Raw genomic sequence first — 23,545 nt, 5'->3', positions numbered from 1 at the left:
TGCCCGCCCAGCTCTGTCTCGCTGATCGCAGTGCGCCGGAACTGGATCACCGGCGGGTGATGGCGCAGAATCTCCTCGATCGCCGGCGCGAGCAGATCGGGCTCCGCGCGCAGCCGGGCCCACTGGTCGGGGTGGGCGTCGAGGGTGATCACCGCCCCGGTCAACAGGTTCCGGGTCGTCTCGTTACCGGCGATCATCAGCAGCTGGAAGAACCGCTGCAATTCATCGAGGGTGAGCCGTTCGCCGTCGATCTCGGCATTGGCGATCAGGGCTCCAGACGTCTTCGCCGGGGTTCGCCCGGCGGATCTCGGTCTGCTTCTCGGCGTAGGCGAACATCTCCATGAAGGCGCGAGGAACGCGGGCCGGCCACCGTAGGTGGGATCGTCGAGGCCCACCATGCGGTTGGTCCAGCTGTAGAGCAGGTGGCGATCCTCGGTGGCACACCCAGTAGCTCGGCCAGCACGAGCAGCGGCATCTCCGAGGAGACCTTCTCGACCAGATCGACCTCCGTGCCCGGTTCAAGGTCGTCGACGATCTGGGCTGCATAACGGTCGACCGAGTCGAACATCCCGTTCACCATCTTCGGGGTGAACACCTTGCTGACGATCTTGCGCAGCTTGGAGTGATCGGGCGGGTCGATGTTGAGCATCATCTGCTGTAGTGCCGCTAGGTCACGGGGGCTCTGGTCGCGCAGGAACGTGGCGCCGGCATGAGACGAGAAGATCTCGGGATGCTTGGACACCGTGATGACATCGCGGTGACGGGTGACAGCCCAGAAACCGGGCCCGCCTGCGAACCCCTCGTAGGCCGGCTCCTCGACCCACGCGACCGGCGCCTCGCGGCGTAGACGGGCGAACTCGGCGTGCGGCATGCCCTGGGTATAGGTGTCGGGTGACCGAGGTCGACCCTCGTCGAGGGCCCGATGACTGCGTTGACGCCACGTCGCACTCCCTGGAAAATTGACCGTCCGTACGGTCACATCATAGTGCGCTTCCCGAGGAAGGAAGGCAAGGTACCTGCATGTGACCGTCCGTACGGTCTCACAGCATGATCGGGCGCCGAAGCTCGCGCGCCCCGAGGGAGTGGAGCGCATGGACAGCACGATGCAGCAGACCGAGCTGCTGGTCGCAGACCTGCTCGAACACGGACGCGGGTCCACGCTGAGGCACGCGTGGTGCACTACGACGGCGGGCCGGAGCACGGACACGACCTTCGCCGACGTGGCTGATGAGGCCGCCCGGTTGGCCGGTGGTCTGCGTGAACTCGGGTAGGTCGCGACGATGTCGTCGCGACCTTGAGCTGGAACACACCGGCCCACTTGGTGGCCTACTTCGCCGTGCCGGCCATGGGCGCTGTGCTGCACACGCTGAACCTGCGCCTGTCCGACGACCAGCTGATCTACATCGTCAACCACGCCGAGGACCGGGTCGTGCTCGTCGGCGCCGACCTGACCCCGCAACTCGCCCGCATCCTGCCGCGGTGCCCGAGCGTCACAGACGTGATCGTGGTCGGCCTGCCGAGGCCGAGCTCTCAGGAGTCAGGGTCCTCGACTACGACACCCTGGTGGCCCGCGCCGAACCAGTCCGGCGATGGCCGCAACTGCCCGAGCGCAGCGCAGCCGTGCTCTGCTACACCACCGGGACAACCGGTGACCCGAAGGGGTGGCCTACAGCCACCGCTCCATCTACCTGCACACCCTTGCAATCTCCACGGGAAGTGCCTTCGGGTTCTCCGACGCAGACCGTGTGCTGCCGATCGTGCCGATGTTCCACGCCAACGCCTGGGGCTGGCCCTACGCCGCCTGGGTAGCCGGGCTGCCCTGATCATGACCGACCGATATCTGCAGGCTGAGCACCTGGCCCAGATCATCACCGAGCATCGGCCGACTGCCGCGGCGGCAGTGCCCACCCTGTGGACGGCCTTGGACGCCCACGGGGTCAAACACGACACGGACTTCTCCAGCTCCGTCTCGGAGTCGTCGGAGGCTCGCCGCTGTCTGCCGCCCTGGTCGAGAGCTTCGCGGCACATCACGGGTTGCGTCTGACGCAGGGCTGGGGGATGACCGAGACGAGCCCCCTGCTCACCTTCTCCCGGCCACCGGCCGGGACAGCACAGGGCGAGGGCGCCGACGTCGCCTACCGGGCGCGCACCGGGCGCTTGGTCCCCGGCGTGCGTGCCCGCGCCGTCGACGAGCAGGGCAGCGAGCTGCCCTGGGACGGTGAGAGCGCAGGAGAGATCGAACTGCGCGGGGCCACGATCGCCGGGAGCTACTTCCGGGCGAGTCCCGCCGCGATCGCCGAAAAGTTTCGCGATGGCTGGTTGCGCACCGTGATCTGGGGGTCATCCATCCTTCCGGCTGGGTCGAGCTGAAGACCGGCTCAAGGACGGCATCAAGACGGTGGCGAGTGGATTCCAGTGTCGAACTGGAGAACCAGCTCGCTGCCCACCCGGCGGTCGCCGAGGTCGTCGTGATCGGCGTACCGGATTCCGCAGTGGGAGAACGGCCTCTGGTGGTGCGTCCGCCTCCGGCAGGGAGCCGATGCCAGTCCTGCACAACTGCGGGAGTTCCTGCACGGAAAAGGTGGCGCGTTGGGGCTGCCCGAGCGGTGGGCATTCGTCGACGAGATTCCCGAAGACCAGCGTCGGCAAGCTCGACAAGAAGACCGTGCGAGCCACTCACGGCGCAGGGCGGTTCGACATCGTCGAGATCAACACCATTGCGAAGGACGCCTGAGCGAGACCACCGGCTCCGGGGTCTGTACAGGCCCCGGAGCCGACAGCCGTCTCAACGGCCCCGGGTATAGATGGACTTGTACGACACGTACGCCGCGAGCCCCTCGGGCCCGAGCTCACGCCCAAGACCGCTGGCCTTCACTCCGCCGAACGGCGAGCCGATATCGAGGTCGAACACGTTGACACCGACCGAACCCGTCTCGATCCGCCGAGCCAGGTCGAGACCGCGTTCCTCGTCGGCGGTCCACACCGTCCCGCCCAACCCGTACTGGGAGTCATTGGCGAGGCGGACGGCGTCGTCAAGGGAGTCGTAGGCAAGTACCGCAAGGACCGGACCGAAGACCTCCTCGCGGGCGATCACGGCGTGCGGCTCGAGGTCTGCGACGACCGTGGGTTCGACGAACCAGCCGCGCGACAAGCCGGCGGGACGCCCGCCCCCGGTCACGATCCTGCCCTCGACACGCCCTGATGCGATGAACTCCTCGACCCGATCACGCTGCCGCTGCGACACCACTGGTCCGATACGCGTGCCCTCATCGGCCGGATCGCCGACGCGCATCGAGGACGCCAGGTCGGCGACGGTGTCGACGATCTCGCCGTAGCGAGAACGCGGAGCCAGGATCCGGGTGCTCAGATAGCACGTCTGCCCGTTGTTGAGCAGGCTCGCCCAAGACAGACCACGAGCGACAGCGCCGAGGTCGGCATCGTCGACGACGATCGCGGCCGACTTGCCGCCGAGCTCGAGGGTGACTGGTCGCAGCAGGCGACCGCACACCTCCCCGATCGCTCGCCCTGCAGCGGTCGACCCGGTAAACGCCACCTTGTCCACTCCGGGGTGCGCAACCAGATACTCCCCGACCTCGCGTTCGCCCGGTACGACGGTGACCACGCCCGGCGGCAGTCCCGCCGCCTCAGCGGCGTCGGCGATCGCGAATGCGTCCAGAGCCGTCTCAGGGGCTGGCTTGAGCACCACCGTGCACCCGGCCGCCAGCGCCGGTGCGACCTTGAACATGGTCAGCGACTGCGGGAAGTTCCACGGAACGATCGCGGCCACGACGCCGATCGGCTCTCGCCGTACGACGGTGGTTCCACGGCCGCCGACCGCCCGCCGACGTTCCTCGACAGGTGTGGACCGACACAGCTGTGCGTAGTACCGCAGAGTTGCGGCCGGGCCCTGCCCCTCGGCGACCCGAGACAGCGCTATCGGCATGCCGTTCTCCGCAGTCACCACCGCCGCAGTGTCGTCACCGCGCGCAGCCAGCGCCTGCGCGAAGCGTTCCATCAACGCAGCGCGGTCCTGCGGCTCGAGACCGGCCCATGCGGGCGAGCGCAGGGCACATCGGGCGGAGTCGACCGCCGAATCGATGTCGGTTCGTCCGGCACCGGCGGACCACCCCCACGGCTGCTCGGTCGCCGGGTTGATCACCGTGATCGACGCTCCGGAGCCCGGCCGCCAGCCTCCGTCGATGTAGAGGTGCTCACGCTCATTGTGCATGGTCAGTCCTTTCCGGGGATGAGGACCGGCTTGATCGTCGCGCCCGATGCGGCGTCGTGTTCAGCGCGGTCGATCTCCGCCAGCGGGTACGTGGTGACCAGCCGGTCGAAGGGAAAGCGCCCCTGACGCCACAGCTCGATCAGTCGCGGCAGGAACAGCTGCGGGACGGCATCGCCCTCGAGAATGCCCATGATGTTCTTGCCCGCCGCCAGCGCCGAGGACGCGAGCACGAGGTCCTGGTCCCCGGCACCGACCAGGCCGATCGTCCCAGTCGGTCGCAGCCCGTCTATTCCTGCGGAGATGATCCGGGGCACGGCCGTGGTGTCCAAAGCGTAGTGGGCGCCTCCGCCGGTCACCGCGACCACTTGTTCGACCAGGGTGTCCGAGTTCCCGCGCACCACATGGGTGGCGCCGAGTTCCAGCGCGGTCTCCAGGCGCGCATCGTGCAGGTCGACGGCCACGATGGTGGTGGCGCCGGCGACGCGGGCGGCCATGACGGCGGCAAGCCCGACGGCGCCCGCGCCGTACACCACGACCCCGGAACCGGCACGCACCCCGAGGGCGATCAACACCGAGCCTGCGCCAGTCTGGATCCCGCAGCCCAACGGCCCGAACAAGTGCAGAGGCAGGTCCTCCGCCACCGGAACGACGTTGCGCGGACCGGCCAGAACGTGGGTGGCAAAGGAAGACTGACCGAACCAGCGCGATGCGACCGCTTCGCCACCCCGATCCCGGACGATGGGTGATCCCTTCGCTCCGCGACCGGTCATGTTGAGGCGGAAGAACTGCCTGCAATACGCCGGATGTCCGTCCAGGCAGGTCTCACACGTCGCGCACGAGTCATAGGACAGGAGCACCGGAGTCCCTACCGGCACCGCGGCATGCTCGCCGATCGCGGTAACCACCCCCGCACCCTCATGACCCGCGATCAACGGCGGCGCAGCCATGAAGCCCGGGGTCCGCGGCAGGACGTCGGTGTGACAGAACCCGGTGCCCGCGATCTCGACCACCACCTGCCCGGGGCCGGGCTCGGGGAGCTCCACCTGCTCGAGGACGAATGGGCGGTCATAGCTGCGCAACACCGCGGCCTCGATCTGCATCACTTCGCTCCTTTGTTGACCGTTCGTACGGTCAATACTAGCGTCGGCGCCGCACGCGGTCCTTGCCCGCGGCGTGAGTCACACCCCGAACCCTCCCGAGAGAAGGGCCAGTCGCAGTGACAAGCAGCGATCGCACGACCGCGACCGAGGTCGCCCCGGCTGCCGTGCTCGAACGCCGTGGGGCGGTAGCGCTGATCACTCTGAACCGGCCTCGCTCGATGAACGCCGTCAACGCAGATCTCGCCCGAGCTGCCGGCGATGCACTGGCGGAGTTCACGGCGGACCCGACCCTGCGCGCCGCGGTCATCACCGGAGCAGGCCGTGCCTTCTGCGCCGGTGCAGATCTCAAGGAACTGGCCGCTGGCCGTCCCGTACACGACGCCGCGCACCCCGAACGCGGCTTCGCCGGGATCGTGCGCCACTTTGTCGACAAACCTCTCATCGCCGCGGTCAACGGTTTCGCGCTCGGCGGAGGGACCGAGATCATGCTCGCCTGCGATCTGGCAGTACTCGCAGACCACGCCACATTGGGCCTTCCCGAGGTCACCCGTGGTCTGGTTGCTGCGGCGGGAGGCCTATTGCGGCTCCATCGCCAGATGCCGCCGAAGCTGGCCTTCGAAGCCGTGTTCACCGGCGACCCAATCGACGCCGCCACCGCCAAGCACCATGGACTGGTCAACCGCGTCGTCCCCGCCGAGCGCGTGCTGGACGAAGCGCTCGATCTCGCCGACAGGATTGCCGACAACGCGCCGATGGCAGTTCGAGCCAGCAAACGCATCATGTCGCGCAGCACGACTGGTTCGGACTGGGACGACGAGGTCTGGGCGATGAACGAGTCCGAGTTCGCTGCGGTCCGTCGCAGCAACGATGCTCGAGAGGGAGCGACGGCGTTCGCCCAGAAGCGTCGGCCGCAGTGGGACGGCTCGTGAGCATCCTCGACCAGTTCCGACTCGACGACCGGGTCGCCGTGGTGACGGGAGCCAGCTCCGGGCTGGGGGCCGGGTTCGCCATGGCACTCGCCGAAGCCGGCGCGGACGTCGTCCTCGCCGCGCGTCGCCAGGACCGACTCGCTCAGGTCGTCGAGCAAGTGCGGTCACGGGGCCGGCGCGCGATCGCGGTAGCCACGGATGTAGCGCAACCGGAGGACTGCGAAGCGATGGCCGCAGCCGCAGTCGCGGAGTTCGGGCGCATCGACGTGCTGGTCAACAACGCAGGCCTGGGAACTGCAGTTCCAGCTCTACGCGAAGCCCCACAGGATTTTCGCCGGGTCCTGGATGTCAACCTGCTCGGTGCCTATTGGGCGGCGCAGGCGTGCGCGCGGGTGATGGAGTCAGGCGCGAGCATCGTCAACATCGCCAGCACATTGGCGTTCATCGCCCCGTCGGCCCCGCAGGCCGCATATGCCGCGAGCAAGGCCGGTCTGGTCGGCCTGACCCGGGACCTGTCAGCCCAGTGGGCCGGACGTCGGGGAATTCGCGTCAACGCCCTGGCCCCCGGCTACGTGGCCACCGAGATGACGGCCGAGGTCCCGACCGAGATGCTCACGGGCTTCATCGGCAGTCGCAGCCCGCTCGCCCGTCTGGGGGAGCAGAGGGAGCTCGACGCCGCCCTGATCTTTCTGGCCAGTCCCGCATCGAGCTACGTGACCGGCAGCACGCTCGCCGTGGATGGCGGCATGGCTGGTCACTGAACAGGGTCAGGGTGCGCGACGGCCAGACCGGCTCGTGCACCCCGAGCCATGCCGCTCCGCACACGGTCGGTTCCGGCGCATGGTGAGCCGCACCGGCGATGAGGAACGCCACTCAGCGGCGGCCGACCGGACGACCGGTCAGGACGCTATCCTCGGCGCACGGCGGACTGAATCGCCACTGGTGGACAGCAGCGGACGGAGTTGGCATGCCTCGGGGTGCGGGACGATACGGAGAGATCCTGGCCGCCTTCACCCGGCACATCGCACGCGACGGTTACGACGGCACCAACTTCGGGGCCGTCGCCGCCGAGCTGGGCGTGTCCAAGGGCACGATCGTGCACCATTTCGGCACGAAAGAGCGGATACTTGCCGCTCTGCACGAGTCGTACATGCGGCGCCGTCTGGCCGAATTCGATCTGATCGTCGAGCGGCTAGACGCCCCGCAAGAGCAGCTAGCCGCGGTGCTGCATGCCTTCATGCGTTATCAGGTCGAGGACCGGACGGCGACGGTGGCGTTCCAGCGTGAGATCGCGCGTCTCGCCGACGAACCAGCGATGGCCGACGGACGCGCCCTGCGCGAGCGCTACCTCGCTCGGGTGCGCTGTCTCGTCGAGGCAGGGGTTGCGTCAGGGGTCTTTCGCCCCGTCGATCCCGGGATCGATGCCTTGTTGATGTTCGGCTCGGCCCAGTGGGCATGGACATGGTTCACACCCGACGGGAATCGGAGCATCGACGAGATCGGTACGGCGTTCGTCGACTTGGCTCTGGGTGGACTCCTGGTTGACCGGGACGGACTCGCAGAGCTCTCTGCCTCCGACGGCCACGCGGCGCAGGTGATGCACGAAGCCATCCGCGATGCTGTGGTGCCCGAGCCCGCCGTCCGCGCATCCTGAGCCAACATCGACTTCCGCTGGCTCCGAAGGCGCCAGTGGGCACTCCGTCCTCCGCTGGTAGCTGCGGTGGATCGTCGAGCGCGGGACACACTGCCCGCGCATTGCTCGATCGCTCGCCGGTCGGACGGGTCCCCATGGTCGCCGCCTGGTCGTTGCAGGCTTGTGCGTCGAGGGCAGTGCTGCGAAACTGACCGCTCATACGGTCAGTTCTCAGCGAGGAGACTCCATGCCCAACGGGCTGCGTCGTGCGCACGAGATCGTGTCGAGGTGGGCGGAGGACAGCCTGACCGCGCTGCGCTGGCCTTTGCCGACCGATCCTGGACGTGGGCGGAGCTCGACAAGCGGATCCGGCAGGCGGCCGGTGCTCTGCGGGCGGCCGGGATCGGTCCGGGGGACCGGTTCGCCGTCCTGGACAAGAACCACCCCGCTTGCATCGAGTTGACCTTGGCCGCTTCCCTGATCGGCGCGGTCAACGCTGTCGTCAACCACCGGCTCGCACCGGAGGAGCTGGAGTACGTCCTGTCTGACTCCAGCGCACGCCTAGTCGTCGTCGGCTCGGAGTTTGCAGCCGTGCTCGGCGAGGCACGAGAGACGGCGGTCGAGACTGTCATCGGGATCGACTCGTACGAAAAGTGGATCGGCGCGGCCGACCCTGTGTCGGTGCCGTACGAGTCCGGCGACGACGACTGCTTCTTGCAGCTCTATACATCCGGCACCACCGGCCGGCCGAAGGGCGCGATGCTGACCCAGCGCAGCATGTGCGCACACACGACATCGGTCGGACCCGCGTACGAAATGGACGAGGACAGCGTCAACGTCGTCGCGATGCCCCTGTTCCATGTCGGTGGCACGAGCTGGGCACTTGGCAGCATGTACGCGGGCGGACACACGGTGATCGTCCGCGAGGTCGTTCCAGCGGCGATCCTGGACCTCATCGAGGCCGAGCGGGCCACACACGCGTTCTTCGTGCCCGCCGTGATCCAGATGTTGGTCGCCGACGAGGATCGGGCACAGGCTGCACTTCGATCGCTCGCGGTGCTGGGTTACGGAGGCTCTCCCATGCCTGCACCACTCATGGACAAGGTCGTGCAAACTCTGCCTACGCCCCTGTACTCGGTGTACGGGATGACCGAGATGTCGGGAGTCTTCTGCGTGCTGGGCCCGGCCGACCACCGCGACTCCGATCGCCCACACCGACGGGCTTCGGCGGGAAGACCGTTGCCCGGCACGGAAGTCCGGATCGTCGACCCGGTCACGGGGCAGAACGCGAAGGCGGGAGCGACGGGCGAGTTCTGGGTCCGGTCCGACCAGATCATGGGTGGCTACTGGCGCAAGCCTGAGCAGACCGCGGAAACGCTCCTGCCGGGCGGCTGGCTGAGGACCGGTGACGCCGGCCGCATCGATGCCGACGGGTACCTCTACATCGAGGACCGGGTCAAGGACATGGTCATCACCGGCGGTGAGAACGTCTATCCCGCCGAGGTGGAGCGAGTGCTCCATCAGCATCCCGTCGTCGCCGAGGTCGCAGTCATCGGTGTGCCCGACCCCAAGTGGGGCGAGACGGTGAAAGCGGTTGTCGTGCCCGTCGGGGATGGGCTCGCAGCAGCGGAGTTGATCGCCTTCGCTCGGGAGCGGCTCGCGCACTACAAGTGCCCGACCTCGGTCGACTTCGTCGAAGCGCTGCCCCGCAACCCGACGGGTAAGATCCTCAAGCGCGAGCTGCGCCTGCGCCTCGCTTGACGGTCAGATGCCAGCACACGGACAGCGGTCCAGGACGGACGTCGGCGACGCGGGCTAGCTCCGCACTGCCAGGCACGACCGACGATCCACACCAAGAGATGCGGCGCGCGGTGGTTATCGCGTCGGGTGAGCGCGCATCGATCCGAACATGCCGAGCAAGGAACCGCTGCGGACAGGGCTCCGGGCCCCTGGTAGCCGCAGGCCCGCGATGTCGGTACCGCCTCTCGACGTCACCCGGACGACGCCGACGGTGCCGGCGGATTGGCGCTGCGCTGTACCTCGTCTCGGGAGGCCGATCTTCAGCCGAAGATCTCGGCCAGCGCCAGTCGTGTCGCTCGGGCGAATCGGTTGAAGGCCAAGGGTCATTCGACAACGTCCCAAACGGATCGATATGGCCACAGTGGACACTGCGCCTCAGGCTTGCCTGGATCTACGACCTCGCGTGCGAGCAGCACACAGCCTCACAGCGCGGCGACAACCGACCGCCGGGTCCGGGCAGTCGACCAAGCGGCGGCATCAGGCGCACCGGGTCCTCACGCTGCCCTCGCCCTGGCGGTGAACCACCACCACGGCGAGAGTCAGCGATACCGTCCGGGCAGACGGCGAGGTCGTCGACGAGCACGAACTGCCGGTGGCGTCAGGACAGCCCCGCCACGCCCGCGGAACTCAAAGCCCGCTCCCTGCGGAGCTGCCCCGTCACCGACAAGATCCCAGTCACCGCCACCGCGACACCCGCTGCAGCAACCAGCCAGAACCAGCCGCCGTCGGGCTGGAGCAGCAACATGCTCCAGACCAGGACCACGATCGGGCCGAGAGTGATCAGCTCGCGCCGGCCCTGGGCAACCCGGGCCCTGGCGTAGAACGGGCGCCCCGCGACGGCCGCAGCCTCGCCTCGGCGCAGCGACAGATCGATCTCCCGTCGGTGCCCGGGCCCGAGCTCTCGACGCGTCATCGCATAACGCGGTTCGGCCGGACGGGGCGTCGCTGCCAGCCACCAGGCGACAACCCCGGCCACAGGAGCTGTCAGCAGCAGCAACCAGGCCAGCACCATCAGATCCTGTCCACCCCGTGCGCCCCGTCCGACGACGACGTCGACCGCGGGCCACACCGCAAGCCCCACGACCACCACGGTCCAGCTCCGCCACAGAAGCCGACTGATCCGCGACGGGGACTCGAGATCGTCGTCAGTCATCGCCTACCCCTCCACATCCCATCCTCCCTCAGCCGGGCGTCCTCAGCATCAGGCCAGGGTCGTCGCGAGTTGGCCGGCATCGTGCGCCCATCCCGCACTTGGTCAACACCAGCCCCATTCGAAGCGCCGCGTCACACGGCGGTCTGCACGGCCGCGTATCCGGTCAGGTCGGAGCACACACCGTTACCGCTCTCGACTGCGCTACGCGAAGCCTGCCACCACCGGACGAGGTACAGATTGTCCTCGCCGGGCTGTAGCCGGCCTGGCCGAGCAGGCCGATCGGTCGGACCGGCTGCGGCAGGGCGCGGCGCCATGACCAACGAACTCGCCCTCCTCGCCCGACCTGGATAAGGAGCCCGATGGCCCCCGACGCCGACCCCGGCGCCACTGGCGCCCCCGGCATCGACGACGGCCTTCGCTTCGCCGAGCACCGGTGGGTGGCGCACGCGCTGCTACGGCGGGACGGGCGGCTGCTGGTCCTGCATCGGCGGGCCGGCCGATACCTGGGCGGGCACCGGGACATCCCCCGGGGGCACCGTCAGGACGGGAGAGTCACCCCGCGAGGCCGCCCACCGCGAGACTTCGGAGGAAGCGGGCCTACATGTCCGCATCACCGACAAGCTGACCCACTTCACCAACGCCGACACCGGCGGGCGCCCCATCTGCTTCCACACAGTCACATATCGAGCCGAGGAAGTCAGCGAGAGTCCGGTGGTCCTACGACCCGTGGAGCACGACGAGTACCAGTGGGCCACACCGGAGCAGGCGCTGGCGCTCGACCTGGTCTGGCATGCGCGCCATACCGTGATCGGCCTACTCAGGCCCGGCGACAGCGCTGAAGCCTCGACCTCGTAGGCGCCTCGGTCGCCCAGGCTGCACGCGCGGCCTCGCCGGCCAGGGCCACGATGCTCGCGCTCGCCCTCGTCCCGGCCGCCAACGAAGACGGACCCCCCGCGACAGTCGGCGCAATAGGACCCCGGCGACGCGACGCCATGTCGCCCAGCTCCGCGACTGGGACTACGCCGTGGCCGATGTCGAGCAGGCCGTGGCCGATGTCGAGCAGCTAATCCTCACCGAGGACACCTCCAGTGGCACCCACGACACCGGCAAGGAGGTCGAGGACGGTGGTGACCAAATCGGAGGCGGAGCAGGCCGCGGGGAAAGTCCACTGTCTCCACCCGGCGATTGGCGCCCGGGAGCCGGACCCAGCCGGGTCGACCCTTGCACCCCGACCGGCGCCGCCAATGCGGCCGCAGTGGCAGTTCGCTGATCCGCCCGGGCGAGACGAGCCTCGCAGGTGCTCGGTCAGCGGGCGGTCGCCCCCACTCCGACCGACTCGGCAGGCAAAGTTCCGGGTCAGTCGTTCGGCATGGTGTCCAGGTACTCCTCGAGTGCCTGGAGGCGCTCGGTCCACAATCGCCGGTACGGGGCGAGCCAGGTGTCGATCTCGGACAGAGGCGCCGGTTGCAGGCGGTACCAGCGCCGTTGGGCGTCGTGCCGGACCTCGACGAGTCCGGCTTCCCGCAGCACTTTCAGATGCTTAGACACAGCGGGCTGCGTGAGCGCAAGCTGCCCGCCGAGGTCGCCGGCGAGGCGTTCGCCATCGCGGAGCAGCTCGACGATCGCACGGCGATGCGGCTCGGCCAGCGCCGCGAACGTCTCCTGCACCGCAGGCGTCATGCGAGTGCGCGCTCGTAGTCGGCCTGGAGCCGTTCCCATGCGGCGGGGTCGATCTCCAGGGTCGCCTGGTCCGGGGCGCGATCGTCGAGGTAATCGTGCAGGCGCTCCAGGCCTGCATGCCACCCCGCGCCCATCGCGGGGGCGAACCCCCGGTCGTCGAAGATGTTGGTAAAGACCAGTCGACAGCCGGCCCCGTCCGCCTCCAGCTCCCACCGCAGGAGCTCAGATCCCCAGGTGTACTCCAGCAGCGTCGGCGCCTCGACCTGAGTCACGCGTCCATGACTGGTGCCGATGGCGGCGTGCTCGGCGGTGGGCACGAACCCGAGTTCGGCTCCGAGCGCGGCATCGAACCTGCTCTGGTCGTAGTCGAGGACCTCTGCGAACCACCAACGGAGATGCTCGATCTGAGTCAGGGCACGCCACACCTTGTCCTGCGGGTGTGCCAGCCGGCGCTCGAACCGCAGGGCGCATCGACCGTCCGTGGTGATGCTCAGAGTCCCCAGAGCTGTCATCGATCGACCTCCACCTATAATTGCCTCATTGGGAATATATCTAGTGGGGCAACAAGCGTCCAGTCGCGCGTCGAACGCGTCGAGGGCGAGGACACCCACATCAGCTCGCAGCCCCTCAGCCGCCGGTTCGAAAGCGGACGGCGGACGAAGTAGAACCAGGCAGCGTGCTGGGCCACTGCAGCGGGCGCCGAGGGCGATCCGCCGCACATGCGACTGCGGCCAGGCCACGATGTTTCCGTTCGTACTGTCCGCTTACGACGACGGCACCACCTGCGACAGCTGGCCCAACCGACCCCGGCGACGCGGCGCTGCTTCGCCCAGCTGCGTGATCGGGGCTACGCCCTGGCCGAGGTCGAACACCTCGTCCTCGCCGACGACACCGCCGACGACACCGCCGACCAGGACGGCGTGCAGGGCGACCAGCCGGTCGTGCTCAGAGAATGCGTCGACCTCGACGAGCAGGGTGCACCTGATGGTGAGGAGGCCGGCGGGGCGCGGGTCTGAGCTGATAGCCGGCCTCCGGGGCGGGGGCGCCCCAGTGCGCCATGTCCGGGCGGTCAGCCTGCGCGTCGGGTGGTGGCCTGGTCCAGGAGCCGGGTGAGGCTCGTGCCGGATCGCCCGCAGGTCAGCACATCGGTGGTGGGGTGCGCGGCGATGAACCTGCCCGACCCGCCCGGGTGAGACCGCCCAAACCCGACGGACTGGAGCAGATCCGGTCAGTCCGGTGCCGGCTGCGCGTCCCGGTGCGGGTTCGCGGGGTGCGGCCCACCTGCTGGGCACCTGGACGGTCCGGGCCGGTTGCGCCTGTTCCCGGCCGGGGTCGTGGTCCCGGTCGCGGTCTCACACCGGCCGGGCCAGACCGAACCCCCGCCGCCCCCTGCGGGGCCCCACCGCCGCCGTGCTGAGGCAGGGCCGCGTTCCGGCACCGAGCCTCACCGACCCCGCGGAGAACCACCATGACGATCACCAGCACGACCATGAGCACCAGCACGACCATCAGGACCGACGCACGCCTCGGCGAGGCGTTGAGCCTCGACCTGCTCCGGGAGCGCTCGACCCGGTTCGACCGCCTGCAGGTCCACATCGCGCCCGATCCGCACTGGATCCGGCTGGTCGTCTCCGACAGCGACGGCGCAGTGGAGATGTGCTGGCTCGCAGCGCCGTGGGCGACCTACGCGGGGCTGGACGGCCTCTCGGTCACCCTGCACTCGGTCCACCCACTGTGCCCGGACCGACGTGCCGAGGAGCTGGGCGAGGACTGCGAACTCACCGGCGACGAGGCCACCGCCGGGGTCTGCTACCCCGACACTCTCGCCGACGATGCCCTGGCCCGCGACATACGGCCGATGCTTGACGCCGACGACCTCGGCCCCGTGATCGTGGTCCTGGCCAGCTACCACCGCGACCTGCTCAACCGCTGAGCCCCGGTGAGCCCTGGCCCGCCGGGGTCCGGGCTCGCCACGTCTCCTCCCACCTTCCAGCTCCCACAGAGGGGTCATTCGTCATGCCCACCTTCGCCATCACCGAGAACCAGCTCACCGCCGCGCTGCACGCCGTGATCGCCGACCGTGGCCTGGACTGGACCTACCCCGACCTCGACGCTGACCCCGATGCCTACCTCGACCCGCAGGATCACCACCCGCTGTTCGCCGAGAACAACGGCGAGCACGGGCTGCCCTCGTGCCGCTACGTCAGCGCCGACGGCCACCGCCCGATGTGCCTGATCGGCGCCGCGCTGCACCGCGCCGGGATCCCCCTGCCCGTGCTCGCCGACCACGAAGGCGCCCTCGCCGACGCCGTCCTCGACCTCGTGATCGAGCCGGTCCTGCCCGACCTCGTCCGCGCCGCGGCCCGAGCGGCGCAGAACGCCCAGGACGACGGTCGCACCAGCGGCGATGCCCTCGCCGCCTTCCACAACGTCCTCATCGCCGGGCGCGTCATGAACGACGCGAGGACCTGACCACCTGCGGCCACGAGGACGGGTGCTCCCACTCTCCGACCGCCGCTCGCCACGGCCACTGACTCCGCCCCGGACCGGCACCGAGCGAAGTGTGCACGCGATGACCACTCCGGCCACCTCAACGATGGATCCCTCCCCGGGCCTGGCCTGCCCCTCTGAGACCGTCCCCGGGTTCGCGGCCGCCGCACCACGCACTCGCTGATCGCCTCAGGCCACACCGGGAGCGGTCGAGCTCGAGGCCCACCTGGACTCGCCGGAGATGAACCGGTCGCGTTCCACACCATGCGAGCGGGTCCCCGGCGAGGACGCAGCCGTGCGACCGGCTGCCTGACGGCGAGGCGCTCGTCGAGGGCATCAGCGCCATACCCGCCAGTACCTCCCGATGATCACCGTGGGCCGGTCGGTCGACGTCTGCGAGCACTCCAGTGACCTCTACGGATCCACCACGGCGGGCGCCTCTCCTGAACACCAGCAGAAGAGAACCCGCCGTGACCGTCACCGTCGTCCCGCCCAGACCTCCGCCGGCGCGACCGTGCCGGCGCGTGCATCCACTGCCGCCGACCCTCGCCAGGACCGGCGACGGTTCCGCGACTACACCGCCGCGACCGCCGGCCCGGCCCAACACCACCTGCCCTGCGAAGACCCCTCGTACGGCGATCGCGCGGGCCACGTCGTCGAGCACGACAGCACCGACGACGCACCCCACCTCGACATGGCCAGTGCCCACGCCCACCCTGCTGGCTGCCCTGGTCCTGTGCCCGACAGTCGGCGCCGACGACCCGCACACCCGGCGGGGCCCGAACAGATCGCTCCGGCCCCCCGCAGGAGGCCGGCCGCGAACCTGAAGCTCGGCCGGGTCGAGCCGGCCCTGGCGCTGGCGCCTGACGATGCCGGCATCCCCGGCACGGAGTACCCAACAGCGCGGCGATCGACTGCGGACGACCGGCCGGGTAGGTGCGGGACAGGCTCGTAGTGCGACGCGAGCTCGCGCACTACACACCAGCCCCTCCAGCGCGACGCCAGCTGAGAGCGCCCGCCGTGCCTCTCCTCTGACATCGGCAGCGGGACTCCGCTGCACCACCGTGAGCCGAGAACGGGTGCCCGCACGGGTCGGGACGCCCTTCTGCGGTGTCGGTGCCCAGGTGTGGAGACGCCCGGAGGTCAGCACCCCGGCGCGAGGTACGTGCCGATGAACCGATGCCGACGCCGAGCGGGTGGGACGGCGCCTCACTGCGTTCGGACCCGCTCCGCGGGTTCCCACCCGCTCGGGCCAGCACCGAACCCCCGCCACCCCTGACGGGCCTCACACCGCCGCGCTGAGGCAGGGCCGCGTCACCAACCAGCCCGACACCCCAGGAGGCACCCCATGAACGAGATCACCCTCGCCGGCAACATCGGCAAGAAGCCCGAACTGGTCTACAGCGAGCACACCGGAGACGCGGTCCTGCGGTTCTCCATCGCCCAGAACGACCGCTACTTCGACCGCCGCAGCGGCGAGTGGCGCGAGAACCCCCCGGTCTGGACCGACGTGGTCGCCTTCCGCGAGCTGGCCGAGAACACCGCCGAGTCCCTGCACGCCGGCGACGCCGTGATCGTCATCGGCAAGCTCGCCGACAACTCCTTCACCCCCGCCGGGCAGGACTACCCGGTCCGGCGCACCGAGCTGCGAGCTCAGACCATCGCCGCGGACCTGCGCCGCGCGAGGGCGACGGTGACCCGCCAGCCCGGGCGCGAGCGTGCCGGCTCGACCGCAGCCGCTCCCCAGACAGCCGACTGACCCCCCGGTCGGCCACCGGGCGGGGCACCAGCCACCCTTCAGTCGGTGCCCCGGCCGGTATCCACCCACCCGACTCCGGCAGAGGTGAGTAGCAAGGACCTTCTCGACGATGCCGTGGCTGTGTCGTGACGAGGCCCCCAACTGTTCGTCGTCACCGGACCAGCGAGGCCTCCGCCCGCCGGTTCGACACCTCCAAGGCCGCGTGCCACCAGCCGCTAGCCCGCCTCGGATCCCGGAGACCAGCCGCTGGCGGACGACGGGGGAGCATGCGGCCAGCGGCGAAGTCGAGGACCGGGTGCTCGCAGTAGCCCGCCACCGCGATCGACTGAAGATCCCGATCGACCTTGGGCGGCGCAACGTGGGGGTGTTGCTGTCCCAGCACGACCCGAGATACCGGATCGTGGAGCGCACCAATGTCAGCCGCGATCAAGCACCGCCGGCCCCGTGAAAAGGACGGGGCGCCGGACCAACGCGGCGTCCCGATTACGCCGTTCGGTCGCTGCCGATCACAGGTTCTCCCGGCACTGTGGACCGAACAGTTCGGGGCAGGGGAGCGCAATGCCGGACAAGACCAGGCCCGAGCCGGGCGGACCGAAGATGAATGGACGCTGGGGGGCCTCGCCCGAATCCCGTGCGGCTCCAGAGGAGACAGAACGGCGACTGCGCAGTATCGTCACGCTGATCGAAACGTGCCGCACTTCCGGCGCCCGGGTGCCATGGTTTGACCTTGCCGACGCCCTCCTGGATTCGTCCGAGCATCTAGTACACAGCCCTGCCTGGGACGACGCCGCAGCTGACCTGACTGCCGCGATCCTCTCGCAGCTGAACATGTACGAGGCCGATCGAAGCCGGACCGCCGTGCATCATGACTATCTGCAGGCGCAGATAACCGAGCTGCGCGCCGAGCGAGAGTCGCTTCGATATCAGGACGTCTCCGGTTGGCATGAGTGGTGCCTGAGGGCGCTTCGAATCACCTTGGCGATCTGCATCGGCGCTGCCGTCGCCGGTCCGCTCGCGGCTACCGTTCCCGCGCCGTGGTCGTCAGTCTGGACTGAGACCAGCAAGGCGGCCCTGGGGGCCTTGGCCGGAGCACTCACGAATGAGCTGGTGGGGCCGATCGAGCGTCGTGCGAGCGTGGCGCTCGGCGCGTGGGCTGTCGCCAGGAGGTCTGAGAGGCAAGAGAAGTGGTGGGAGGATCACCTCGGCAACAGCCAGGGCGACCTCGACGAGGCCGAACCGAACGTTCACAAGAGCCGAAGTCCCGGCGTGCACGGCTACTTCAAAGATCCGAACAACCGCGAAAAGCAGCACGATCCACAAGACGAGATCGGCGGGTTCCGTGATCCGACCCTCTCCGACGACTGGCCGCGAAGTGACGGATTCGACGACGTGGCTGGAATGTAACCCGTAAAACGATGATCCGGGCCTCGGATCCGCGCACCGCAGAACCTGGACTAATTGCAGGACGCCATCCGGTGTGATGCGATTGTCCTGCCGGCGAAGCGAGACGGGATCGGCGAGATTCTCGACATCTGCGAGATCTACCGGACGGTACGCGCCGATGCATCCTCCTACGACCGACCGGCCGTCGGCCCACGAGCTCTCGCGGCTGGTGCGCCTCGTGCGCGCTGCTGCCCGGGTGGCGCGACGTCCGGCGCACGACGCCCATGTGGTGGCGGTCCTACACTGCGTCTGCGTCATCGGACGCGTGTCTGCGTTCCGGACAGCGTGCTTGGAGGAAACCGTCGCGGCGATGCTCGCCCTGGCCGTCAACGGTCGGCGAGCTGGGTGGTGCCACGGGATCGCCGCGGATCCGATCAGGCTCCACGCCTGGCTGCGCCTCGACGGCTGCCCGTCGGCGAGCCCACCTCCACGCTGCGCTTCACACCACTGATCCAGCTGCCCGAACCCGACGCCGCGCCCGCGCGCGGCCGTGACCGGGTGGCGAGAGGAGACCCTTCATGACGCTGACCTCCGACGGCCACACCGATACCACCGCCGTAAGTGGCGACAGCATCGCCGCGACCGCGCCGCTGTTGTGGATGCGGGGCGAGCGCACCGCGCTGGGCCCGTTCACCCGTGAGCTGGCCGAGCTGTACTGGCAGTGGGAGAACGAGCCCGCCGTGATCGCCGGCATGGGCCGCCAGACCCCGGAATCCCTCGAAGCCCGCCTGGCCGGCTACGACGCCCAGGCCCGCAGCATGGGAACCATCCCGCGGTTCACCATCTACGACCTCACCCGCCCCGGCGGACCGGTGCCGGTCGGGACCAGCGCTCTGCGCATCGACCACTACGTGCGCACCGCGGAATTCATCATCCTTCTCGGCGCAGACGGCCGCGGCCGCAACCTGGCTCCCGAGGCGACTCGGCTGACCCTGGACTACGCCTTCACCATCAGCGCGCTGCGTTCGGTGTGGCTCAAGGTCCTCGAGCCGAACACCCGCGCGATCACCGCCTACGAGATGGCCGGGTTCTGCCACGCAGGACGGCTGCGCCGCGCCGGGTACTGGCTCGGCGCCGAGGCCGACGAACTGATCATGGACGTCGTCGCAGACACCCATCTCGCCACCGGCTGATCCGCCCGGTCCTAAAGGAGCCCGCTACGGGGTCGGACAGCTCCGTAGCGGGACCTGCCCGGCGAGGAGCCAACCGTCAGGGCGCTGTGAGCCTGCTCGGCACTGTAGTCGTGGTGCAGATCCAGCCGGGAAACGACCAGCACGACCAACCAGCGCGCCAACGCGGCGCAGCGCCACCGGGCGGGGCAGCACTCCCGAGGTCGCCGACATAGAACTGCGCGCCCGGTGCATCGAGGCGGAGCCGATCGTCGCCGGTGGTCACACCCCGGCATGACCGGCGCCGTTCCTCGGACGCCGGCGTCCATGTCGGCCAGCATCTCGAACCCGCGCCCGGCCGGTGCCGAGAGGATCGCGTCTACCGGTTCGGCCGCCGGATGCGGATCGCAGGTCTCGACGGTCACCGCGAACGTGATCGCCACCTGGACGACCACTGCGACCGGATCGCCGTCGACGGAGAACACCCTTGGGTTTCGCCCACGCCGTCCTCGCGTCGATGGCGCTTTCCCTTGATCGCGCCGAGCACAAGCAGATGCTGCGGACACTTCGGTGGGATCGCTACGGCCGGGACCGCCCGTGGGCTGCGGCTAGTGCGAGGTGATGGGTGAGGTGAGCGCCTGCAGCGCATCACACCGAGCCCCGAGCGCCGGGCGACGAACCCGGCAGCCGACACCGACCAGATAGGACATCGTCTCGCGTCGCTCGGAACCGCCTCGCCGGTTCCCACACCGCTTGGGCCGGCCCGAATCCCCGCCGCACCCGGTCACGCCGCGCCCGACCGGGTGCATCACCCCACGCCTGACATGACGGGAGCCACGATGAGCGACACACGCCAGCCCGGGTGGGACGACCACACCGCCAAGACCGATGCCCGAATGATCGAGCTCGGTCTCGCCGAACCCGGCATCCCCGCGCCCGGGACCGGGGTCTACTACGGCGACATCATGCCGCCGGAGTGGTACGAGGCCAACGCCGTTCGCGATCTCGGCTTGATGACCGACGGCTCGTTCCGCGCCCTCTGCGTCGCCCAGGCCGAACAGCAGCTCCTGGACGCCCGCGACGACCTGGAGAGCGCCCGCGAAGCCCGCCATCACGAGCCCAGCCTCGTCAACCTCAACGCGGTCTGTCACGCCAACGCCGCTGTGCACCGCGCCGAACAGGGCCTGTCAGAAGCCAAGGCCACCGAGCAGCAGCACGAGACCACCGGCGAGCCCGAATCACGCCCCGTCCCGGGCCGCGGGCCGACCGACGAAGAACTGGCCGGGCGCTCCTTCTGGATCCAGCAGCACGCGGAGAAGGAACTGGATCTGTAATCCCCCGGTCGCCCGGCGCGGCCCAGGATCTCCTACCGGGGCCACCGGAGGCACCACCCTGACCAACCCCCGGACTCTCTGATCCTCGGGGCAGGTGCCCGGCGCGGAGTCCGCCGTGTGCTCGGTCGGGACGACTGGACCGCCCGAAGGTCAGCACACCCCGGGGCGGGCTGCGCGCCGATAACCCGCCGCCGACCCGCCCGGGTGACACCGCCCCAACAGGCCGAGGTCAGTACCCGGTTCCGGTCCGCCCGTCCCCGACCACGCCACGTATGTCCCCGACCGCGCCGCTCCGGTCAGCGCGACATCGGCGTTAGCCCCCGCGGCGGCGGCACTGCGAAGGCCGAGCTTCTCCGGGGCGGGGAGACGGTCGCACGCCGGTCGGGCCAGCACCAGGTTCCCGCCGTCCCTTCGGGACCCGCCCCGGGCCGTGCTGAGGCTGCGCCGCGTTCCAGCCGCACCGACCGAGCACACGGAGGTGGCCACGATGGCCGAGAAGTTCCGCATCGAGAACGGGTTGCTGCTCAGCGACGGGCACACGCTCGTCGAGCTCGCCGACGGGTGCGCCGCCGGGGGCGAACTGATCCCCGGGGTGCACGAGGTCGACGCCGTCGTCCCCTGCCCGGGCTGCGCCGGTGAGCACCGCGTGAGCAGTGCGTTGGTCATCCCGACCGCGCACAACATCACGATCAGCGAGGTCGAGCCGGAGGACGAGCCCGGCGACTGACCCCACAACCGCGGATCGCGGCTCCCTACCGGTGCCCGGGGTGGCAGGCCACCCCGGGCACACCCGTCTCCACACCCACGTCCTGACCAGTGAGAGGTGCCCTGATGCTGACCAACACCCACCCGTCGATCCCCGGCCCCAACGGCCCGAAGCCCGGTCCGGACCCGCTGGCCGAGATCCGCGCCGCGCGCGCGTTGCTGATGCGGCTTACCGATCGCTACTGCCCCGACCTGGAGCATCTCGTGCTGCACATCGGGCCGCTCGCCGCGGCCGAGCGCCTCCGCAACGGCGACATCCCCGGGATCCTGAGAGAGCAGGTGACCCCGGACGGCGTACGGGCCGCGGCCGCCGCTGTCGAGGTCGACGCGGAGACCAGCGCCCGGTGCGGAGCGCGGCTGCTGATACCCGAGGACGAGCAGTGGCCCACGGCCCTGGCCGCGACCATGGGGATTCCCGGAGCCCAGGGAATGTGGGTGCGTGGCCGCGCCGGGCTGGAGATGCTGTCGCAGCCCTCGGTGGTCGTCTCGGGGTCCCGCGCCGCCAGCGGCTACGGCATCCACGTCGCCACCGATCTCGCCGGCGGGCTCTCCGGTGCCGGGCGCGTGATCATGTCGGGCGCCGGGTTCGGGATCGACGCGGCCGCACACCGCGGCGCGCTGGCTGCGCAGGGCACCACGGTGGCCGTGCTGCCCTGTGGCATCGATCGGGCCCACCCGGCCGCGCACGTGAACCTGCTCGACCGGATCGCCGAGAACGGGCTTGTCGTCTCCGCGCAGCCACTCGGCACGACGATGACCCGGGCCCGCATGCTCGACCGGAACCGTCTGCTCGCCGCCCTCGGTGACGCCACCGTGGTCGTCGAGGCCGCGGCACGGTCCGGGGTCCTGCACCTCGCCGGGGCCGCGAACGCGTCCGGCCGACCGGTCATGGCGGTGCCCGGCCCCGTCACCTCGGCCTTGTCGGTCGGGACCCACCGGTTGATCCGGGACGGCGCGACGATGGTGACCGGGAGCGGCGATGTGATCGCCGGCCTCAGGAAGCCGTGGTGACCCTGAGCTGACGGCCCATCCCGGGGCAGACCGCGGCCGTGAGCCTCGACAGCTTCGCTGTCGACATTCCTGGGTCTGGAGACCCGCCCCGCCGGTGCCGGTCGGCAGGGTCGGGTCACCAGCTCGGTGCCGGCAGCCAGGGGCCCGTCACCAGGCCGGTTCCGGTCGGGTGGGTCGGTCACCAGCTCGGTGCCGGTGGGCACCGTCGGGTGGCGGCGGGGCCGGTAGCGGTGCGGGGTGGGGCCTCCGGTGGTCGGCACGTCTGGATCGCCCGGAGGTCAGCACACCCGCGCCGGGGCGTAGCGCCGATGAGCCGCCGCCGACCCGTGCGGGTGATACCGCCCGCCGAGGTCGCCCCGGGTGCGCAGAGGCCGACTCGCAGTCGCCCGTGACGCGCGAGCTCGGCACGTCGGCTGGTCGCCGTCGCCCGCCCGCCGATTGGCGCGCATGGGCGCCAGCGGATGACCGCCACGGGTTCGCTCGAGGTCGGTAGCCGGTCTCACCCGCACGGGCCAGCACCGGCTCCCCGCCGTCCCTTCGGGACCCCGGCACGGGCGTGCTGAGGCTGCGCCGCGTTCCAGCCGCACCGACCACCGGAGGCCCCAGATGAGCACTGCCACTCTCGACATCGCCGACGGCTACACCGAGCGCGACGCCCAGATCTTCACCGACATCCGCGAGGACGCGATCTGGCACCACAACGGCCCCTACCCGCCCGCGGAGAGCGCCGACGACCTCGACGAGGAGCCGCCCTTCTAGGCGGCCGGGCCCGCGAGGGGGCCCCGCCCGCCGGGCGGGGCCCTGCCCCTGCGTTCCTGTGAGGAGGCCACGGCCGATGCAGATCGAGATCCACCAGACCCAGACGAGGAAGATCCGGGCAGCGGACCTGCTGCCGCTGGACACCATCGACCGGATGCGACACGACTACGACGGCATCCCCGCCCGGGTGGACACAACGACCTGTGCGCGGGTCGCCGACGTCAGACACCACGGCCCGGACGAGCCGGTGACAGTCCTGCTCGAGGGTGGAGCCGTCATCGAGGCCCGCTCAGGTCGGATGATCGTGCTCGTCCGCGAGACCACGCCACGCGGCTCAGGCTGACCCCGGTCC

General features: G+C 69.8%; 27 protein-coding genes and 3 pseudogenes. 23 read left to right on the top strand and 7 right to left on the bottom strand.

Annotated features, from left to right (window positions below; all coding sequences use genetic code 11):
• Together PP1_RS31490 and PP1_RS31485 are read right to left on the bottom strand one after the other, a co-directional pair.
• Positions 1–221: pseudogene (locus PP1_RS31490) on the bottom strand (cytochrome P450); the annotation flags it as partial.
• Between the two features lie 44 nt (positions 222–265).
• A complete protein-coding gene (locus PP1_RS31485; protein ID WP_337819701.1) occupies positions 266–871 on the bottom strand; it encodes a hypothetical protein in 606 nt (201 codons plus the stop codon).
• A gap of 220 nt (positions 872–1,091) precedes the next feature.
• On the opposite strand from PP1_RS31485, the gene PP1_RS31480 reads away from it, so the two are divergent.
• The 6 genes and pseudogenes from PP1_RS31480 to PP1_RS31460 all read left to right on the top strand — a co-directional run bounded on the left by PP1_RS31480 (position 1,092) and on the right by PP1_RS31460 (position 2,734).
• Positions 1,092–1,271, top strand: coding sequence for a hypothetical protein (locus tag PP1_RS31480; RefSeq protein ID WP_337819700.1), 180 nt, complete (start codon positions 1,092–1,094; stop codon positions 1,269–1,271).
• A 50-nt stretch (positions 1,272–1,321) separates the two neighbouring features.
• A pseudogene (locus PP1_RS31475) lies at positions 1,322–1,504 on the top strand (AMP-binding protein); the annotation flags it as partial.
• 157 nt (positions 1,505–1,661) lie between these two features.
• Entirely contained in the window at positions 1,662–1,823 is a 162-nt protein-coding gene (locus PP1_RS31470) for a hypothetical protein (protein WP_337819703.1), read from the top strand.
• 88 nt (positions 1,824–1,911) lie between these two features.
• Entirely contained in the window at positions 1,912–2,370 is a 459-nt protein-coding gene (locus PP1_RS31465; RefSeq protein ID WP_337819699.1) for an AMP-binding protein, read from the top strand.
• A 35-nt stretch (positions 2,371–2,405) separates the two neighbouring features.
• Positions 2,406–2,474, top strand: a pseudogene (locus tag PP1_RS31700) (hypothetical protein); the annotation flags it as partial.
• Positions 2,475–2,539: 65 nt separating this feature from the next.
• Positions 2,540–2,734 carry a hypothetical protein gene (locus PP1_RS31460; RefSeq protein ID WP_337819698.1) on the top strand — a complete coding sequence of 65 codons (195 nt, stop codon included), beginning with the start codon at positions 2,540–2,542 and terminating at the stop codon, positions 2,732–2,734.
• A 51-nt stretch (positions 2,735–2,785) separates the two neighbouring features.
• On the opposite strand, the gene PP1_RS31455 is transcribed toward PP1_RS31460, so the two are convergent.
• Positions 2,786–4,228: an aldehyde dehydrogenase gene (locus PP1_RS31455; protein WP_010226695.1), complete on the bottom strand. Its 1,443-nt coding sequence runs from the start codon at positions 4,226–4,228 to the stop codon at positions 2,786–2,788.
• A 2-nt stretch (positions 4,229–4,230) separates the two neighbouring features.
• Positions 4,231–5,328 (bottom strand): NAD(P)-dependent alcohol dehydrogenase, encoded by a 1,098-nt coding sequence (locus PP1_RS31450; protein WP_029239321.1) that lies wholly within the window; start codon positions 5,326–5,328, stop codon positions 4,231–4,233.
• Between the two features lie 116 nt (positions 5,329–5,444).
• On the opposite strand from PP1_RS31450, the gene PP1_RS31445 reads away from it, so the two are divergent.
• The 4 genes from PP1_RS31445 to PP1_RS31430 all read left to right on the top strand — a co-directional run bounded on the left by PP1_RS31445 (position 5,445) and on the right by PP1_RS31430 (position 9,651).
• Positions 5,445–6,257, top strand: a complete 813-nt coding sequence (locus PP1_RS31445) for a crotonase/enoyl-CoA hydratase family protein (RefSeq protein ID WP_010226691.1) — start codon at positions 5,445–5,447, stop codon at positions 6,255–6,257.
• Positions 6,254–7,018, top strand: a complete 765-nt coding sequence (locus tag PP1_RS31440; protein WP_010226689.1) for an SDR family NAD(P)-dependent oxidoreductase — start codon at positions 6,254–6,256, stop codon at positions 7,016–7,018. Before PP1_RS31445 ends, PP1_RS31440 begins: the two co-directional genes overlap by 4 nt.
• Positions 7,019–7,224: 206 nt before the next feature.
• Positions 7,225–7,911, top strand: a complete 687-nt coding sequence (locus tag PP1_RS31435; RefSeq protein ID WP_010226687.1) for a TetR/AcrR family transcriptional regulator — start codon at positions 7,225–7,227, stop codon at positions 7,909–7,911.
• A 267-nt stretch (positions 7,912–8,178) separates the two neighbouring features.
• Entirely contained in the window at positions 8,179–9,651 is a 1,473-nt protein-coding gene (locus PP1_RS31430) for an acyl-CoA synthetase (protein ID WP_010226686.1), read from the top strand.
• 637 nt (positions 9,652–10,288) lie between these two features.
• Here PP1_RS31430 and PP1_RS31425 read toward each other — a convergent pair.
• Positions 10,289–10,843: a hypothetical protein gene (locus PP1_RS31425; protein WP_010226685.1), complete on the bottom strand. Its 555-nt coding sequence runs from the start codon at positions 10,841–10,843 to the stop codon at positions 10,289–10,291.
• Between the two features lie 387 nt (positions 10,844–11,230).
• Between PP1_RS31425 and PP1_RS31420 the strand changes: the two genes are divergently transcribed.
• Positions 11,231–11,698, top strand: coding sequence for an NUDIX domain-containing protein (locus PP1_RS31420; RefSeq protein WP_083697418.1), 468 nt, complete (start codon positions 11,231–11,233; stop codon positions 11,696–11,698).
• A gap of 501 nt (positions 11,699–12,199) precedes the next feature.
• Here the strand turns inward: PP1_RS31420 and PP1_RS31415 are convergent.
• Both PP1_RS31415 and PP1_RS31410 read right to left on the bottom strand, forming a co-directional pair.
• Positions 12,200–12,523 (bottom strand): ArsR/SmtB family transcription factor, encoded by a 324-nt coding sequence (locus PP1_RS31415; RefSeq protein ID WP_033199016.1) that lies wholly within the window; start codon positions 12,521–12,523, stop codon positions 12,200–12,202.
• Positions 12,520–13,035 (bottom strand): SRPBCC domain-containing protein, encoded by a 516-nt coding sequence (locus tag PP1_RS31410; RefSeq protein WP_010226682.1) that lies wholly within the window; start codon positions 13,033–13,035, stop codon positions 12,520–12,522. Before PP1_RS31410 ends, PP1_RS31415 begins: the two co-directional genes overlap by 4 nt.
• Before the next feature lie 207 nt (positions 13,036–13,242).
• On the opposite strand from PP1_RS31410, the gene PP1_RS31405 reads away from it, so the two are divergent.
• From PP1_RS31405 to PP1_RS31355, 12 genes are all read left to right on the top strand, one after another.
• Positions 13,243–13,539, top strand: coding sequence for a hypothetical protein (locus PP1_RS31405; RefSeq protein ID WP_010226681.1), 297 nt, complete (start codon positions 13,243–13,245; stop codon positions 13,537–13,539).
• 452 nt (positions 13,540–13,991) lie between these two features.
• Positions 13,992–14,456: a hypothetical protein gene (locus PP1_RS31400; RefSeq protein ID WP_010226680.1), complete on the top strand. Its 465-nt coding sequence runs from the start codon at positions 13,992–13,994 to the stop codon at positions 14,454–14,456.
• A gap of 83 nt (positions 14,457–14,539) precedes the next feature.
• Positions 14,540–14,995, top strand: coding sequence for a hypothetical protein (locus PP1_RS31395; RefSeq protein WP_010226679.1), 456 nt, complete (start codon positions 14,540–14,542; stop codon positions 14,993–14,995).
• A 1,366-nt stretch (positions 14,996–16,361) separates the two neighbouring features.
• Positions 16,362–16,772 carry a single-stranded DNA-binding protein gene (locus PP1_RS31390; protein ID WP_010226678.1) on the top strand — a complete coding sequence of 137 codons (411 nt, stop codon included), beginning with the start codon at positions 16,362–16,364 and terminating at the stop codon, positions 16,770–16,772.
• A 558-nt stretch (positions 16,773–17,330) separates the two neighbouring features.
• Positions 17,331–18,176 (top strand): hypothetical protein, encoded by an 846-nt coding sequence (locus PP1_RS31385; protein WP_139324219.1) that lies wholly within the window; start codon positions 17,331–17,333, stop codon positions 18,174–18,176.
• 76 nt (positions 18,177–18,252) lie between these two features.
• The gene (locus PP1_RS31695; protein ID WP_083697437.1) at positions 18,253–18,666 is read left to right on the top strand and encodes a lasso peptide biosynthesis B2 protein; all 414 of its coding nucleotides are present in this window, start codon (positions 18,253–18,255) and stop codon (positions 18,664–18,666) included.
• A 67-nt stretch (positions 18,667–18,733) separates the two neighbouring features.
• Positions 18,734–19,348 (top strand): GNAT family N-acetyltransferase, encoded by a 615-nt coding sequence (locus tag PP1_RS31380; RefSeq protein ID WP_010226674.1) that lies wholly within the window; start codon positions 18,734–18,736, stop codon positions 19,346–19,348.
• 815 nt (positions 19,349–20,163) lie between these two features.
• Positions 20,164–20,658, top strand: coding sequence for a hypothetical protein (locus tag PP1_RS31375; RefSeq protein WP_010226672.1), 495 nt, complete (start codon positions 20,164–20,166; stop codon positions 20,656–20,658).
• 487 nt (positions 20,659–21,145) lie between these two features.
• The gene (locus PP1_RS31370; protein WP_139324220.1) at positions 21,146–21,385 is read left to right on the top strand and encodes a hypothetical protein; all 240 of its coding nucleotides are present in this window, start codon (positions 21,146–21,148) and stop codon (positions 21,383–21,385) included.
• Between the two features lie 104 nt (positions 21,386–21,489).
• Positions 21,490–22,434, top strand: a complete 945-nt coding sequence (locus tag PP1_RS31365) for a DNA-processing protein DprA (RefSeq protein ID WP_010226668.1) — start codon at positions 21,490–21,492, stop codon at positions 22,432–22,434.
• Between the two features lie 606 nt (positions 22,435–23,040).
• Positions 23,041–23,193 carry a hypothetical protein gene (locus tag PP1_RS31360; protein ID WP_010226666.1) on the top strand — a complete coding sequence of 51 codons (153 nt, stop codon included), beginning with the start codon at positions 23,041–23,043 and terminating at the stop codon, positions 23,191–23,193.
• Positions 23,194–23,269: 76 nt separating this feature from the next.
• Positions 23,270–23,536: a hypothetical protein gene (locus PP1_RS31355; protein ID WP_010226664.1), complete on the top strand. Its 267-nt coding sequence runs from the start codon at positions 23,270–23,272 to the stop codon at positions 23,534–23,536.
• Positions 23,537–23,545: the final 9 nt, after the last annotated feature.

It is taken from the genome of Pseudonocardia sp. P1 (assembly GCF_000178675.2).
GTDB lineage: Bacteria > Actinomycetota > Actinomycetes > Mycobacteriales > Pseudonocardiaceae > Pseudonocardia.
This window is presented reverse-complemented; position numbering and strand designations above follow the sequence as displayed.